Source organism: Cytobacillus sp. FSL R7-0696, from assembly GCF_038006865.1.
Classification (GTDB): domain Bacteria; phylum Bacillota; class Bacilli; order Bacillales; family Cytobacillaceae; genus Cytobacillus; species Cytobacillus kochii.
The window spans coordinates 2,447,829-2,464,487 of sequence record NZ_JBBOWA010000001.1 but is presented as its reverse complement, the minus strand read 5'-3'; the positions used below and the strand labels follow the sequence as shown (position 1 = coordinate 2,464,487).

Annotated in this window: 15 protein-coding genes, 1 other RNA gene and 1 riboswitch; of the genes, 2 read left to right on the top strand and 14 right to left on the bottom strand. The window is 38.3% G+C overall.

The features are described 5' to 3' along the window. Nucleotide 1 precedes the first annotated feature (1 nt). Together MKX29_RS12620 and MKX29_RS12615 are read left to right on the top strand one after the other, a co-directional pair. A complete protein-coding gene (locus tag MKX29_RS12620) occupies nucleotides 2–403 on the top strand; it encodes an ArsI/CadI family heavy metal resistance metalloenzyme (protein ID WP_341105812.1) in 402 nt (133 codons plus the stop codon). 251 nt (nucleotides 404–654) lie between these two features. After that, nucleotides 655–1,071 carry a hypothetical protein gene (locus MKX29_RS12615; RefSeq protein ID WP_341105810.1) on the top strand — a complete coding sequence of 139 codons (417 nt, stop codon included), beginning with the start codon at nucleotides 655–657 and terminating at the stop codon, nucleotides 1,069–1,071. A 68-nt stretch (nucleotides 1,072–1,139) separates the two neighbouring features. On the opposite strand, the gene ssrA is transcribed toward MKX29_RS12615, so the two are convergent. From ssrA to MKX29_RS12545, 14 genes are all read right to left on the bottom strand, one after another. After that, nucleotides 1,140–1,499, bottom strand: a transfer-messenger RNA (tmRNA) gene (gene ssrA / locus MKX29_RS12610). A 173-nt stretch (nucleotides 1,500–1,672) separates the two neighbouring features. Further along, on the bottom strand, nucleotides 1,673–2,140 hold the full coding sequence (smpB, locus tag MKX29_RS12605) for an SsrA-binding protein SmpB (RefSeq protein WP_095371914.1): 468 nt from the start codon (nucleotides 2,138–2,140) through the stop codon (nucleotides 1,673–1,675). 100 nt (nucleotides 2,141–2,240) lie between these two features. Next, nucleotides 2,241–4,523, bottom strand: a complete 2,283-nt coding sequence (gene rnr / locus MKX29_RS12600; RefSeq protein ID WP_445662706.1) for a ribonuclease R — start codon at nucleotides 4,521–4,523, stop codon at nucleotides 2,241–2,243. Nucleotides 4,524–4,600: 77 nt separating this feature from the next. Then, nucleotides 4,601–5,347 (bottom strand): alpha/beta hydrolase, encoded by a 747-nt coding sequence (locus MKX29_RS12595; RefSeq protein ID WP_341105806.1) that lies wholly within the window; start codon nucleotides 5,345–5,347, stop codon nucleotides 4,601–4,603. A gap of 115 nt (nucleotides 5,348–5,462) precedes the next feature. Continuing rightward, entirely contained in the window at nucleotides 5,463–5,696 is a 234-nt protein-coding gene (gene secG / locus MKX29_RS12590; RefSeq protein ID WP_224937080.1) for a preprotein translocase subunit SecG, read from the bottom strand. A 796-nt stretch (nucleotides 5,697–6,492) separates the two neighbouring features. Then, nucleotides 6,493–7,788, bottom strand: a complete 1,296-nt coding sequence (gene eno / locus MKX29_RS12585; protein WP_095371910.1) for a phosphopyruvate hydratase — start codon at nucleotides 7,786–7,788, stop codon at nucleotides 6,493–6,495. 90 nt (nucleotides 7,789–7,878) lie between these two features. Next, on the bottom strand, nucleotides 7,879–9,411 hold the full coding sequence (gene gpmI, locus MKX29_RS12580) for a 2,3-bisphosphoglycerate-independent phosphoglycerate mutase (protein WP_341105803.1): 1,533 nt from the start codon (nucleotides 9,409–9,411) through the stop codon (nucleotides 7,879–7,881). Beyond that, nucleotides 9,404–10,165 (bottom strand): triose-phosphate isomerase, encoded by a 762-nt coding sequence (tpiA, locus tag MKX29_RS12575; RefSeq protein WP_341105801.1) that lies wholly within the window; start codon nucleotides 10,163–10,165, stop codon nucleotides 9,404–9,406. The genes gpmI and tpiA overlap by 8 nt, the downstream gene beginning before the upstream one ends. A gap of 26 nt (nucleotides 10,166–10,191) precedes the next feature. After that, nucleotides 10,192–11,376, bottom strand: coding sequence for a phosphoglycerate kinase (locus tag MKX29_RS12570; protein WP_341105799.1), 1,185 nt, complete (start codon nucleotides 11,374–11,376; stop codon nucleotides 10,192–10,194). A gap of 284 nt (nucleotides 11,377–11,660) precedes the next feature. Continuing rightward, nucleotides 11,661–12,668 (bottom strand): type I glyceraldehyde-3-phosphate dehydrogenase, encoded by a 1,008-nt coding sequence (gap, locus tag MKX29_RS12565; RefSeq protein WP_341105797.1) that lies wholly within the window; start codon nucleotides 12,666–12,668, stop codon nucleotides 11,661–11,663. 15 nt (nucleotides 12,669–12,683) lie between these two features. After that, nucleotides 12,684–13,712, bottom strand: a complete 1,029-nt coding sequence (locus MKX29_RS12560; protein WP_224937086.1) for a sugar-binding transcriptional regulator — start codon at nucleotides 13,710–13,712, stop codon at nucleotides 12,684–12,686. 194 nt (nucleotides 13,713–13,906) lie between these two features. Then, a complete protein-coding gene (locus MKX29_RS12555; RefSeq protein ID WP_341105793.1) occupies nucleotides 13,907–14,155 on the bottom strand; it encodes a glutaredoxin family protein in 249 nt (82 codons plus the stop codon). Between the two features lie 19 nt (nucleotides 14,156–14,174). Next, on the bottom strand, nucleotides 14,175–15,509 hold the full coding sequence (rpoN, locus tag MKX29_RS12550; protein ID WP_341105789.1) for an RNA polymerase factor sigma-54: 1,335 nt from the start codon (nucleotides 15,507–15,509) through the stop codon (nucleotides 14,175–14,177). 225 nt (nucleotides 15,510–15,734) lie between these two features. After that, nucleotides 15,735–15,820: riboswitch (cyclic di-GMP riboswitch) on the top strand. Between the two features lie 367 nt (nucleotides 15,821–16,187). Continuing rightward, nucleotides 16,188–16,655 (bottom strand): hypothetical protein, encoded by a 468-nt coding sequence (locus tag MKX29_RS12545; RefSeq protein WP_224937089.1) that lies wholly within the window; start codon nucleotides 16,653–16,655, stop codon nucleotides 16,188–16,190. Nucleotides 16,656–16,659: the final 4 nt, after the last annotated feature.

The window sequence follows — 16,659 nt, the reverse complement described above, 5'->3', positions numbered from 1 at the left end:
AATGAAATATGTGCATATCGGTATTAACGTAACCAATTTAGAAGCATCTATCGCCTTTTATTCGAAAGTATTTGGTGTTTCTCCAATCAAGGTCGAACCCACTTACAGTAAGTTTTTACTAGAACAACCTGGACTCAACTTTACCCTTAATGTTAAAGACGAAGTAAACGGTAATCAAGTGAATCACTTTGGTTTCCAAGTAGAAACACAAGAAGAAATCGATCACCATAAACAACGATTAGAACAAGAAGGATTCTTCGCACGTGAAGAACGAGATACCACTTGCTGCTACGCTCTACAAGACAAGTTTTGGATCACCGATCCAGATGGGAATGAGTGGGAGTTTTTTTATACGAAGGCGGATCGCGGAGTTCAGAGTGAGAGATGCTGTGTAGATATTTAAGGGATAGTTCTTTCATTTCCTAAAATAACAAGTAATTTAAAAAACATAGATACTAATCAGTGCCTTGTTTTTTAACTTACTATAATCCTGCATAAAGTGAAATATAACTACCTTTAGTATTAATATGTTTGCTTAACAACAATACTGTACTTCTTAGTGCCTCTCAAATCCTGCTTATTAATGTACATCATATTCCTAATATTCAATTATAATATGATGTATAGTAGGAGAAAAAGGAGGGGTAAGCCCTAATGAAAAAAAGATACTATAAAATATTTGCCTTATTATTTCTGCTAGGTATCATTACTTTTTTGATTTATAACTATATAAACAATTATAGATTTGCTAGTGAAGCTTATTCTTTTAGGGGTGAAGGACAATACTGGGTTGTTACCTCTAAATATACATCTATTCATCAGGATAACTATAGGCATGAGATAAAAATAGAATATACTGGTGATGAAAAAAATGTATTAGTTGACCATTGGTATTTTCATTCTTCACTGTTTGGCACCGGCGGCGGTGGGGAAACGCTTGATGATAATAACCAGCTTAGTAAAAGAGAGGAAGGGACATTCATGTTTACGCCAAATAAAATGCATACATTCGAAATAGAATGGAATGGCCATAAAGAGACGTTTGATGTTAACCTATTGGAGGATCATTGATTTTTTTGAATAGCTTGGTTTTATATGTTATTGGTTTTAACCAAATAAAAAACCACCAAATATGTATTTGGTGGAGACGGAGGGAGTCGAACCCTCGTCCAAAGATATTGGCACTTAAGCTTCTACGAGTGTAGTCGATATATTCGTGTTTCGCTGCTCCTTATGCCTATCGACGGGCGTCCGGGCAGCTAGTCTGGTTGTTCTCTTCCTTCATCCTCAGACGGTGGAATCCGGCGTAGCCCACTAAATTTGAGTCCCTTACCCTACCACATGGGCGATGGAGGGAGGAACCGCTAAAGGCCTATTAGGCAGCTAAAGCGAAGTTGTTTTGTTGTTTGCCAGTTATAGGCTTTGACGTTTTAACGAGGACGATCCCCTCGACTCGCAACCTAAGCTCAAACTATCCCTGTCGAATCCGTAGCGTCCCCATTGGATAGTAGCAGTTTTTTAAAGCTGCTAACTGTATTAGGTGCGCAACTGAGTCGTTGCAGCATACGGAATGCTCGATAAACTTTGAGCAAAGATTGTGCACTTCTATTTGAAGTGACAATTACTATTATAGCACAAACAAACGAAATATCAATTGTAAGCTTTTGGCATATTACATTTTTTGTCTTTCGCGGAAGGCACGCTCAACTTCTCGTTTCGCTTCTTTGCGTTTTAAGTCTTCACGCTTATCATATTTCTTTTTACCCTTCGCTAATCCAACTAAAACCTTTGCGAAGCCATTTTTTAAATATAGTTTTAATGGAACAAGGGCATAGCCGCTTTCTTTTGACTCACCTATTAATTTGTTAATTTCTTTTCGGTGTAGTAAAAGTTTTCTCGTTCTTAATGGGTCGTGGTTATGAATATTCCCTTGCTCGTAAGGACTAATATGCATACCAATAATGAATAATTCATTATTAACAATTCGTGCATAGGCATCTTTTAGGTTCACACGTCCGTTACGAATGGATTTAATCTCAGTTCCTTGTAAAACAATACCCGCTTCATATGTTTCTTCGACAGTATAATCATGATAGGCTTTTTTATTTTGGGCGATTGTTTTCCCTGCACCTTTTGGCATCTCTTTCTCATCTCCCTTAAATCACAGCAGTTTTATTTATTTTAGCAAAAACAAAGGAAAGAAGGAAGAAAGCCTTACAAAAAAGGCTTCCTCCATTAGACTATTTACGTTTCTTTTTTCGTTTTGCTTTCGGTGCATTCTCATAGAATTTGCGTTTTTTCTTTTTCTTACCCTCTGGCTTACCAGATTTTTCTCCTCGTTCTGGCGCAGCAGATTTCCTTGGCTTTCTTTCTGAACTACCTGTTTTAAACACTTTTGTTTCTTGTCGGCGTTCTCTTCTAGGCGTGCCTTTCATTCCGACAATCTCAAAGTCGATCGCACGTTCATCTTTATTGACATTAATGACACGAACGGTAATTTCATCCCCAATGCGGAATACATTCCCTGTACGTTCGCCGATCATTGCCATTTGTCGTTCTTCATAGCGATAATAATCATCGGTCATATAGCTGACATGGATTAAACCTTCTATCGTGTTTGGTAGTTCGACAAACATCCCAAAATTTGTAACAGAGCTAATCATACCATCATATTCTTCACCAATTTTATCAAGCATGTATTCTGCTTTTTTCAATTCATCGGTTTCACGTTCGGCATCGACTGCTCTGCGCTCCATTTCAGAAGCATGATCCGCGATTTCAGGTAACATCGCATTCCATTTTTCTTGGGTGCGATCGTCTATCTTACCTTCGATCAAATACGTACGAATGAGACGGTGAACAATCGTATCGGGATATCGACGAATTGGCGAGGTGAAGTGTGTATAAAACTCTGTTGATAGTCCGAAGTGACCCAAGCTTTCTGGATCGTACTTCGCTTGTTGCATGGAACGAAGCATCATTGTGGAGATCACCATTTCCTCTGGTGTCCCCTGTACTTCTTCTATAATATCCTGTAATGCACGCGGATGAACAGCGTTGGCTGTTCCTTTCACAATATACCCAAAGTTTGTAATAAACTCAAAGAATCTTCTGAGTTTATCTTCTTTCGGATCTTCGTGAATACGGTAGATGAACGGTACTTCCATCCAATGAAAATGCTCGGCAACCGTTTCATTCGCAGCTAACATAAATTCCTCAATGAGTCTTTCTGCTACTGAGCGTTCGCGAATGACGACATCTTTTGGATCACCCTCTTCATTCACTAACACTTTCGCTTCTTTAAAGTCAAAATCAATGGCACCACGATGCATACGCTTCTTACGAAGAATCGCAGCTAATTCCTCCATACGCTTAAACATTGGTACCAGTGGCTCATAGCGCTCAATTAATTGTTCATCATTGTCTTCCAAAATTTTATTCACATCCGAATAAGTCATTCTTTCGGTTGTTTTAATGACGCTTTGGAAAATCTCATGATTGACGACTTCACCATCAGGCGTAATTTCCATCTCACATGAAAGTGTGAGACGATCTACTTTTGGATTCAATGAACAAATCCCATTCGATAGGCGATGGGGAATCATCGGTATTACACGATCGACTAAGTACACACTTGTTGCTCGTTCCTCTGCTTCCACATCAATTGGTGATCCTTCAGTTACGTAATAAGATACATCAGCAATATGCACACCTAATTTATAATGACCATTATCAAGCTGCGTCACAGTAACAGCATCATCTAAATCTTTCGCATCTGCACCATCAATCGTCACAATCGTTTCGCCTCTTAAGTCACGACGGTTTTCAATTTCTTTTTCATCGATCTCATCAGGGGTTTCTTCTGCCTGCTTTAACACATCATCAGGGAATTCCATCGGTAAGCCATGTTTATGAATAATGGAAAGAATATCCACACCTGGATCGTTTTTATGACCCAGAATTTCCATTACTTCACCTTCCGCACTCTTTCTTCCTTCAGGATAAGTTGTGAGTTTAACAACGACTTTATGTCCTTCTACTGCCCCTTTAGAAGCAGCTTTTGGGATAAAGATATCACTGGCAAACTTTTTATCATCTGGAATAACAAAGCCAAAATGCTTACTCTCAGTGTATGTACCAACGATTTGTTGCACACCACGTTCCAAAATGCGGACGATGGTTCCTTCTTTTCTTTGACCAGCGCTTTCTGCTGCTACACGGGCTAAGACAATATCACCGTGCATGGCATTATTTGTTTCATTTGGTGGGATAAATAAATCATCGAGTCCTGGTTCATCTGGAATAACAAAGGCAAATCCTTTGGCATGGCCAGATAATTTTCCGCGCACAAGATTCATTTTTTCAGGTAATCCATAGCGATTACTTCTTGTACGCACAACTAAGCCTTGTTCCTCCATAATGACTAAAGTCTTTACAAAATCCTTAAATTGGGTGGAGTCTTCTATCCCAAAAGCCTCCTCCATTTCTTGTACTGTTAGAGGCTTGTACGCCTCGTCCTTCATATAATTTAATAGTTTATCGACTAGCTCTTTTTTGTGGTTATCCACGATTGACAACACTCCTCAAACTTCGATCCAACTTACACTTGCCAATCAAGCTGCTCTAAAAATTGATACACATCTTCATGCAGCTGATCTCTTTCCTTATCAAGTGTAATGACATGACCGGATTCTTCATACCATTTAATCTGTTTTTGATCATTTTCTACTTCATTGTATATAATATTTGCGCTTTCAGTATTAATCATATGATCTTCTCTTGATTGCACAACAAAAGTCGGAGAATAAATCATATCCACATTATGACGGACATCTGCAATTAATGCTTGTAATGCCTTTAATGTGTCCATTGGTGTTTCTTTAAACTTAGCTACTTCTTCTTCGATTTGTTCGGGTGATTTTCCTTCTAGCTTCTTATATTGTCGGGCATAATCAACGACATTATCGTACATCACTTCTTCAGACTTAATATGCATAGGTGCACACATGGTTATAATACCCTTTACAGGTACAGTGTAACCTAATTTCAAGGAAAATACCCCACCAAGAGATAAGCCGGCAATCGCGATTTCTTCATGGCCCATTTCCTTTAGGTGTTGATAACCATTCATGACGTCTTGCCACCAATCTTCTGGTCCCGTATGGACAAGTTCTTCCGGCGGGACGCCATGGCCTTTATATAATGGCGCATGACAAGTATAACCTTTCCCTTCTAGGAATCTTGCCATCATGCGGACATCTGCTGTATTACCAGTAAACCCATGTAATAATAATACTGCTCGTTTACCGTCTCCAAATGTGAATGGTTTGGGTTGAACTACTTTCATTATGTATACTTCCTTTCAATCAAACGTTTGTTTAATATGATTAGTTTTCCCTGTAATAGGCAAAATAAAAACCCGACCTTTCGTTGAGGCCAGGCATTGCATTGTTCGTCTCTATTTATAGAGCAAAATAAGAAACTGCGATTGTTAAAATAAAGAATAAAACAGCTAAAACAATCGTCAAACGATGTAAAATCAAATCTAAGCCGCGTGCTTTTTGTTTCCCAAAAAGTTGCTCCGCTCCACCAGAAATCGCACCTGAAAGACCTGCACTTTTTCCAGATTGAAGTAACACAACGGCAATTAAACCGATAGACACAATGATTAGCAGTGTAATTAAAAGTGTATGCATGTGGGCACCTCCATATCAACCATTTACGTACAATATTAATACTCAAATTTTAGCATATTTACTATGTACAGACAAGTTAATCTATCATGAAATGTCAAGTTCATGCCCGCATGCCTAGATGCTCACACTACAAATTATTCACAAAAACGATGATCATATTTTTGTACGATGTGATTAGTCGCTTTTTAGGAAAGTCTCTATTATGTATATTTCTGTATTTTTGACCTTTCTTTTCAAAGTATACTAAGAAGAGGATCCAAAAATTTGATGTGTTTCCGTGATAAATGAATCAAAATTCGAAGGGGATTCAAAAATTTGACGTGTTTCCTTGATTAACGAGTCAGTATTCGATGGGAATCCGACAATTTGACTCGACTCCTTGATTAACGAGTCAGCATCCGAAGGGAACCCGAAAATTTGACGCGATTCCATGATAAACGAGTCAGCATTCGAAGTGAATTCGAAAATTTGACACGATTCCATGATAAACGAGTCAGCATTCGAAGTGGATCCGAAAATTTGACACGATTCCATGATAAATGAATCAAAATTCGAAGTGAACCCGAAAATTTGACGCGTTTCCTTGATAAACGAGTCAGCATTCGAAGTAAAAATCCAAAAATTTGACACAAGTCCATAATAAACGAGTCAGGGCTTTTGGTTTTGTTTACAATTCCTTATTTTTCCCGCCATGTATTTACGCGTATTTCCACTACGAAGCTCACACAACTCTTAAAACCAAAATAGCCTAAAAAAACAAACACCATTTACAAAATGATGTTTGTTTTTAAAGACATTATTTACTCAAGTTATAAAAAGATTTCAATCCATCATACACAGCTAAATCACCAAGCTCATCTTCAATGCGAAGAAGTTGGTTGTATTTTGCGATACGATCTGTACGGCTCATTGAACCTGTTTTGATTTGACCAGCATTTGTAGCAACAGCGATATCAGCAATTGTTGCGTCTTCTGATTCGCCAGAACGGTGAGAAACGACTGCTGTGTAACCAGCACGTTTCGCCATTTCGATCGCTTCAAATGTTTCAGTTAACGTACCAATTTGGTTTACTTTAATAAGGATTGAGTTTCCTACACCTTGTTCAATTCCTTGTGCTAGCTTTTTCGTGTTTGTAACGAAAAGGTCATCCCCTACTAATTGAACTTTACCACCGATACGTTCAGTTAATAATTTGTGGCCTTCCCAATCGTTTTCATCTAACCCATCTTCAATAGAGATGATTGGGAATTCAGAAACAAGCTCCTCGTAGAAAGAAACCATTTCTTCTGAAGATAATCCAAGACGACCTTCTCCAGTTAAATCATATTTGCCTGTTTCTTTGTTAAAGAATTCAGATGAAGCAACGTCCATTGCAAGGTAAATATCTTTACCTGCTTCGTAACCTGCATTGCTAATCGCTTCTATAATGACTTCTAGCGCTTCACGGTTTGAGCCAAGGTTTGGAGCGAATCCACCCTCGTCACCTACTGCCGTGTTTAAGCTTTTAGATGAAAGAACTTTTTTCAATGAATGGAAAACTTCAGCACCCATACGAATCGCTTCTTTGAATGTAGGAGCGCCAACAGGCATAATCATGAATTCTTGGAAATCAACATTGTTATCCGCATGAGAACCACCATTAATGATATTCATCATTGGTGTTGGTAATTGTTTTGCATTGAAACCACCAAGATAGCGGTATAGTGGTAAACCAACAGACTCTGCTGCTGCATGAGCACAAGCCATAGAAACACCAAGAATCGCGTTTGCACCTAATTTGCCCTTATTTTCTGTGCCATCAAGTGCGATCATTGTACGGTCAATACCTACTTGATCAGTTACGTCAAAACCAATAATTGCTTCAGAAATTAAGTTATTCACATTATCTACTGCTTTTTGAACACCTTTACCTAAATAACGGTCCTTGTCTCCGTCACGAAGTTCAACTGCTTCATATTCACCAGTTGATGCACCAGATGGTACAATCGCACGGCCGAAAAAGCCAGACTCGGTTAATACTTCTACTTCTACTGTTGGATTTCCACGTGAATCTAATACTTCACGAGCATATACATGTTGGATAAATGGCATGATAATCTCTCCTTTTTCATTGGCTGTCATCTTGTCAAACTTCATTTATATGTAAGGCACGGATGTTCACAAAGAAGTGAACACCGGCACTTATTTAATTAATGTAGAACCAGTCATTTCTTCAGGTTTAGACACTTTTAATAAATCAAGTATAGTTGGAGCTAAATCTCCTAATATACCATCTTCACGTAATATTAGACCTTTTTCCGTTACAATAACAGGTACTGGATTAGTTGTATGAGCTGTCATTGGATGATCATCAAGAGTAATGACCTCATCCGCATTGCCGTGGTCAGCGGTGATAATCGCTTTTCCACCTTTAGCAATAATGGCGTTTATCACTTTTCCCAGACATTCATCAACCGTTTCAACAGCTTTAATTGTTGGTTCTAGCATGCCTGAGTGCCCCACCATATCAGGGTTAGCAAAATTTAATATAATGGCATCATGCTTATCTTGACTAATTTCATCAAGCAAAGCATCTGTTACTTCGTAGGCGCTCATTTCAGGCTTTAAATCATAAGTAGCAACTTTAGGTGAGTTAATCAAAATCCGTTCTTCACCAGGAAATTTCGCTTCTCTTCCTCCACTCATAAAGAATGTAACATGAGGATACTTCTCTGTTTCTGCAATTCTCAGTTGCGTTAAGTGATTTTGTGAAAGTACTTCTCCAAGAGTATTATCTAGGTTTGTCGGTTTAAATGCAACATACCCGTCAACAGTTTCACTAAAATGGGTTAAACAAACAAAGAATAAAGTCTTTGGATGGCCTATACCACGATCAAATGAACGGAAGTCTTTGTTTGTAAACGTATTTGAAATCTGAATTGCGCGGTCAGGTCTAAAGTTGTAAAAAATCATGGCATCATTATCACTAACTTTTCCAACAGGTGATCCATCTTCCTTCACAATAACAGAAGGAATAACAAATTCGTCATAAATACCGTTCGCATAACTATCTTCGACTAATTCATGGGCACTATGATAAGCAGGACCTTCGCCATACACCATCGAACGATAAGATTTCTCCACACGTTCCCAGCGGTTGTCACGATCCATTGAGTAATAACGACCTGAAATAGAGGCGAATTCACCTACACCAATTTCTTTCATTTTCGCTTCTGCTGCTTGAATATATCCTCTAGCTGTCTGCGGACCAACATCACGTCCATCAAGAAAACCATGGACATAGACCTTTTTTAATCCTTCGTCACTAGCTAGCTGAAGGAGGGCATACAAGTGGTTAATATGACTATGCACACCACCGTCTGACAATAATCCCATCAGATGAAGGCTTGTATTGTTTTTCTTTGCATGATTAATCGCTGCAAGGAATGTTTCATTCTGCTCAAAGTGCCCCTCACGAATAGCCACATTTACTCTTGTTAAGCTTTGATAAACAATGCGCCCTGCTCCGATATTCATATGACCGACTTCGGAGTTCCCCATTTGTCCTTGTGGTAAACCAACCGCTTCTCCACTTGCTGTTAAATAAGCGTGTGGATACTCATTCCATAACCGATCAAAGTTCGGTTTTTTCGCTTGAGCAACAGCATTGCCTTTGACTTCTTCTCTATGGGCAAAGCCATCAAGAATAATCAAAGCAACAGGTGATTTACTCATACTTACCCGCCTCCAATAATTGCAGGAAAGAAGAGGGCTCAAGACTTGCGCCACCGACAAGTGCACCGTCAATATCCGCTTGACTCATATATTCTTTAATGTTTGCCGGTTTCACACTACCACCATATTGAATGCGAAGAGCTTCGGCAATTTCCTCAGAAAACTGTTTACTAACGACAGAACGAATATGGGCACATACTTCGTTTGCATCTTCCGCTGAAGATGACTTTCCTGTACCAATAGCCCATATCGGTTCATAAGCGATGATCGTCTGTGTTAATTGCTCATCAGATAACCCCGACAACGCTGCTTCAACTTGATGTCCAACAAAACTCATTGTTTCATTGTTTTCTCTTTGCTCAAGTGTTTCACCTACGCAAATGATTGGCGTGAGGTTATGAGCAAATGCTGACTTCGCTTTTTTATTCACAGTCTCATCCGTTTCATTGAACATTTCGCGACGTTCTGAATGACCAATGATGACATATGATACACCTAAGTCTTGAAGTGCAACAGGACTGATTTCGCCAGTAAATGCGCCATTATCTTCAAAATGCATGTTTTGTGCACCAATGGCAATAGGCGAACCTTCCACACAATCAACAAGACGCTCTAAAAATAGGGCAGGTGCACATACGACCGTATCCATATCCATTTCATCTGGAACAAGACCGTTAATCTCTTCAATAAAGGACTTCGCCTCATTCATTGTTTTATGCATTTTCCAGTTACCTGCAATAATCGGCTTACGCATACTATCTCGTCCTTTCTTTTTATTACTTATTTATCATTTAAAGCGACAACACCTGGAAGGGCTTTTCCTTCCATAAATTCTAATGATGCACCGCCACCTGTTGAAATATGACTCATACGATCAGCAAAATGGAATTTCTCGACTGCTGCGGCAGAATCCCCACCACCGATAACAGAGTATGTGTCATTTGCTTCCGCTAATGCTTCTGCTACTGCTTTTGTTCCACCAGCAAACTGATCCATTTCAAATACACCCATCGGTCCATTCCAAATGACTAGCTTACTATCTGCAATTACTTCACTATATAAATTAGCCGTTTCAGGACCAATATCTAATGCCATCCAATCTCCTGGAATCTCGTTAATAGCCACTGTTTTACTATCTGCGTCTTCAGCGAAACGATCGGCAACAACAGCATCAATTGGCATCAGAAATTTCACGCCTTTTTCTTCCGCTTTTTTAATAAACGTTTTCGCTAATTCTAATTTATCTTCTTCTAATAGAGAATTGCCGATATCATGGCCTTGTGCTTTTACAAACGTAAAGGCTAAACCGCCACCGATAATTAAATTATCTACTTTATCTAATAGATTATCAATGACATCGATTTTATCTTTTACCTTTGCACCACCAATGATAGCTGTAAATGGTCTGTCTGGGTTTGACAGTGCCTTGCCTAACACTTCTAATTCTTTTTCCATTAGTAAACCAGAAACCGCTGGGATATGGTGGGCAATTCCTTCTGTTGATGCATGTGCACGATGTGCCGCACCAAAAGCATCATTTACATAAACATCTGCTAATTGGGCAAAAGCCTTAGCAAGTTCCGGATCATTCTTCTCTTCACCTGGGTAAAAGCGAACATTCTCTAGTAATAGAACATCGCCCTCATCTAAACCATCTACTGCCTGTTCTACTTTTTCTCCATACGCCTCATCTGCATAGGCAACATTTTTTCCTAGCAAGGCAGATAATCTTTCTGCAACAGGAGTTAACCTTAACTCTTCTACTACTTGTCCTTTTGGACGCCCTAAATGAGAAGCTAAAATCACTTTCGCTCCTTGGTCAATTAGATAGTTAATTGTCGGAATCGCTGCGCGGATACGTGTTTCATCCGTGATTTGACCCTCTTTCATTGGCACATTAAAGTCTACACGACAAAATACGCGTTTTCCTTTTAGTTCAACATCTTTTACGCTCTTTTTGTTCATAGTAAAAGGCCCTCCTAAACATAATAATAGACTATTTTCTAGTTAGCTGCTTGTACTACAAGAAAGGCGAATGTTCATTCATTTATATGTATAAAAATCACCGTTTTCTTTCTTACTCGCGCAAGAAAAGCGCGAAAACGTTTAGAAAAAGTCAAAATAAAAGGGAGAGGTATGGTCCCTTTCTCCCTTCACCATTTATCATTATAGACGTTCATTCATCTAATATCCATAAAGATGTGAGTTTGTAAGCAAAATTTTATTTTTAATGTTTACCAAACCTACATTTATAATCCTTTTTCTGCCATATATTCCATTAAATCAATTACTCTGTGAGAATAACCACTTTCATTGTCATACCATGAAATGACTTTGACCATATTGCCTTCCATGACCATTGTAGATAATCCATCAACGGTTGATGATGCAGGATTGCCATTGTAATCACCTGAAACTAATGGTTCCTCACTAAAGCTAATAATATCCTTTAACTCTCCATTTGCGGCAGATTTCAATGCTTCATTCACTTCATCGACTGTGACATCTTTATCAAGCTCGGCAACTAAATCAACTAGAGAAACATTCGGTGTTGGAACACGAATGGCTCCACCATTTAATTTCCCTTTTAATTCTGGTAGAACAAGGGAAACGGCTTTTGCTGCTCCAGTTGTTGTTGGAATAATATTTTCTGCAGCTGCTCTTGCTCGACGATAATCTTTATGAGGCAAATCAAGAATTTGCTGGTCATTTGTATAGGAGTGGACAGTTGTCATCATTCCACGTTTGATTGTAAATGAATCATGTAAAACTTTCGCCAACGGTGCTAAGCAATTCGTCGTACAGGAAGCATTTGATACGATATGATGGTTGTCAGGATCATATGACTCATGGTTCACACCCATTACAATCGTTAAATCTTCATCGGTTGCCGGAGCAGATATAACCACTTTCTTCGCACCTGCTTCTAAGTGTTTCGCTGCATCTGCTCGTTTTGTAAAGCGGCCTGTAGATTCAACAACTAACTCAACACCTAAATCACCCCAACCAATATCAGCTGGATTTCTTTCTGCTAACACTTTAACCTTTTTGCCACCTACGATTAAGTTATCGCCGTCTACCTTTACCTCGTGCGGAAATGCTCCATGAATGGAGTCGTATTTTAATAAATGAGCAAGCATATTCGCATCTGTTAAGTCATTTATGGCAACGATTTCTACATTTTCCTTTTCAAAGCTTGCACGAAATACGTTTCTGCCAATTCTTCCAAATCCGTTTATTCCCACTTTGATTGTCATAGTATGAAACCTCCGTTAATTAATTGTTTTTAGTAATTCCTGTGCCACAATCTCATCTGTGACAAGTATGGTTTGTTTCGGTGCTTGTTTCATGTAGGCAGCAATCGCTTTAGCCTTTGTTGATCCACCTGCAACGGCAATCACATAGTCTGCATGTTGCAAATCTTCTAGTTGTAGTCCTACCGTTTGCAAACGATGGACCACTTTACCCTCTTCATTAAAGTAATACCCGAATGCTTCAGCAATCGCACCTGATTCTGTTAATTCCTTTATATTTCCCGTATGGGTACCACGTCTTTCTGCCATCTCAAGTGCATTGCCAATACCGTGAATAACGATATTCGCCTTTTTTATCACTTTCAGGACTTGCTTAATTTCTGGTTCCTTGATGATAGATTGATACATTTCTTCACCGACGACATCTGGGACATACAATGTTTGGTATGTGCCGCCCGATTCTTCTGCCATTCGCGCCGCTAATGTATTGGCTTGGAATCTCATATCTGTGCCGACGCCTCCACGGGCTGGAACAAATAAGACATCCGACATATGTTGCTGTTTCCTAAGCGCTTCAGCTACAGTTGAAATTGTGGATCCACCCGTTACTGCAATGGTCATCCCTCCATTAGCTATCACCTGAACAAGTCGGGCTACTTCTTTTCCTAACTCTGACTTTACTGTTTCATCCTTATCAGTATCCCCATAAGTAAGTAGTACCTTTTCTATTTGAAGCATTTTAGTCAAATTTATTTCTTTATCATTTAATCCCGACCATTCTTTAATCACCTCGTGGAGATCTACAAGGAGATGCTTTCCAGCCTCCGATAGTTTCGTTCCTTGTGCATCTACAATAATTAAGCCTTGTTCTCTTAAAAAATCGAGTTCTCCGCGTAATACTCTTTCGGTCATGCCTACTTTTGTCGCTAAACTCCTTCTTCCTACAGGCTCCATTAAAGAGGTTTGTTGCAAAATTTCATATCGTCTTTTCATTATTTCCATCAAGTCTGGAATTACTTTTTGAGTAACATTCATCCACTTATTCAATTTCTTACTCCTTTACATGGACATTATATGTCCACGCAAGACATTTTGTGTCCCACGAGAATAAAAATATATAATGAAGTCAAAACTTCATTTTTTTCTTCTTTATTCTTATACCCTTTTTACACTATTTTAATCATTAATCTTTAAAAATAACCCTACAACTTTATATTAGCAGGGTTATTTTTATTTTTCAATCATTTATCATTTTCCCCACTTAACTTCTCAGAAAGAGTGGCATAATCTACTTGTCCATATTGAAGGATCTCACCGTCTACTTCAATAACTGGAATCATTAAACCAAAGCGTTCTGTTAGATCATCACTTGTTTCAATATCAATGGCTTCATATTGAAATAAACTTTCTTCTTGGACCATCTCAATGACAAGCTGAGCTTGCTCACATAAGGGGCATCCTTTTCTTGTATACAGTTTAACAACCTGCAATAATCATCCACCCCACTCTTTATTCGTATCTTTTTCTTTTTGAAGAAGATGGAATTTTTAATTGATCACGATATTTTGCAACTGTTCTTCTTGATATCACAATACCTTTTTCCTCTTCTAATCGCTTAACTATCACTTGATCTGAAAGAGGTTTCTTCTTATCTTCACCTTTGACCATGTCACTTATTGCGTTTTTCGCCTGCTCAGATGATGTATTCTCATATGACGTTGTCTTAATCGTACTAGAAAAAAAGGATCGCAATTCAATCGTTCCAAATGGCGTTTGCGCATATTTTTCACGGACCGCACGACTGACCGTTGATTCATGTATCTCTAATTCATCGGCTATCTCTTTCATTGTCATCGGTTGCAAATAATTTGGGCCCTTCCAGAAGTAATCAGGCTGTTTTTCAACAATTTTTAATGCTACTTTTAATAATGTTTCTTTTCTTTGCTCTATACTTCTAGCAATCCATTGAAAATCCGTTTTTTTCTCTTGCAAAAAACGATTCACTTCTTGATCTCCGCCTGCTTGAAACTTACGAAAATAGCTCTCATTAAAGCGAATCTTTGGTAGCACATCATCATATATACTTACAGAAAAAGTCCCATCTTCCCACTGAATAACGACTTCTGGTGTAATATATGGTGCTAACTCATTTTGGAAGGCTGCAGCTGGTCTTGGATTAAGTGTTTGCACAAGATCAAAAACTTCTTGGATTTCTTTTATGTCTATCTTCATTTTTTTCGCAATTTCTTTCCATTTCTTATCAGCAAAAAGAATAAAATAATCACTAATGATTTTCTCAGCGATTTCATTATAAGGGTGAAGTCTCTCTAATTGTAACCATAGACATTCCTGTAAATCTCTCGCTGCTACTCCTGCGGGTTCTAAACTTTGAATCTCAATCAACGCTTCATTCATATCCTCTTCACTTACGTTGAATTTTCCCGCAACAGTTTGTAAGTCTGTTTGTAAGTAACCGTTTTCATCTAAACATCCAATGAGATAGGAAATGAGTTTATATTCCATATGATTTAATTCTGCGATCGCTAACTGCGAATGTAAGTATTCTTGTAATGTGGTATGGTTTTTTGAACCGATTTGTTCAATCCAGTCCTGTTTATTGTCATCTACTTTTTGTTTTGATGGTTTCATTCGATCAAATCTCGAATCGGCTGCTTGTGCAGGACTCGCTTCAATTTGCATAAGGGGATTCTCTAACGCCTTACTTTCCAAAAAGGCAGATAATTCTTGTGTATTATATTGTAACAGCGCAATCGCTTGTGTAAGCTCTTGTGTCATGGTCAATTTTAATGTTTGCTGTTGCCATAACCCTGCTTTCAAGTTCATTCTAAAAACCCCCTTATTCCCATTCTACAATAATCACCTGAAATAGTGTATAGAAATAAATTGGTAGCTCACTACATAACTATTCAGATTGTAGAGTAAATATCATCAAAAAAGAAAAAGGAAGATTTGTGGAAACTAAACAATTATTAGATTTTTCAGTTATTTTTCCCTTTAGTTACAAAAAGGACGTTTATCGACCATACTCTATGAATATGTGATAGAATCTATCATATTGGGCAAATTTTACGAAAGTAAAAGACGCAAAGCCACGGGCCTAAAGCATATATTGTCATGGCAGCCGGGTTGCAGATGTGTGAGGTGATTATTTTCGCTTGAATCACCTTTACTTCTTATGGACTTTCTAAAGGTCTCCTATATAAAAACCTTTCTAATTTTGCCTAAATTTCCCACAAAAAAGAAAGGTGTGTCTTATGATCTATCCAACCGTTCAAAGCGAAGAAACCCATTTAACCCACATTGTAAAAGACCAACACTCTTGTATATGCGGTTTCCGCTATAATGTTTTTGCTACATTTACGAGGAAAGATTTGAAGAAAATCCAATTTAGATCGAATGAAAAAATTACTTGTCCCGTATGCAAAGCAACAGTAAATGAGGATTAATTGTATACATACCAAATTTAAAAGCCAACCATATATCCATGCGAAGGGTTGGCTTTTATGATGAAGTTGAAAATTTAAGGATGACCATTCGAATGAGCCACCCGATTATGACACCAGGAATGACAGCTAACATCGGTAACCATACAGGCCCAAAAAACACGCCAAATATTGATACCTCTGTTGAATACATAAGACCAACCGTTACAAAATAAGCACAAAATACAAATGGTAAGAATGAATACTTACTCCCTTCACCCCCGGCATCCTTATAAGCATCCCAAATAGCGAAGAAGTATAAACACGGATAAAACATTAACCATCCATAATTAGCGGCTTCAGCAGCTTGGTGAACTTTCCCTTGAAAGCTCAACATAATAATTTCGTTAAAATTACCCATGACATTAAATAAAATTTCTAAAACTAAAAATACAGTCCCTTTAAACAATTTACCATTTAAATATTGACCAAAACCGGGAAAAGCAATCGACCAAAACAATTTCTCAATCGGGTTATTTTTTCTCACAGAA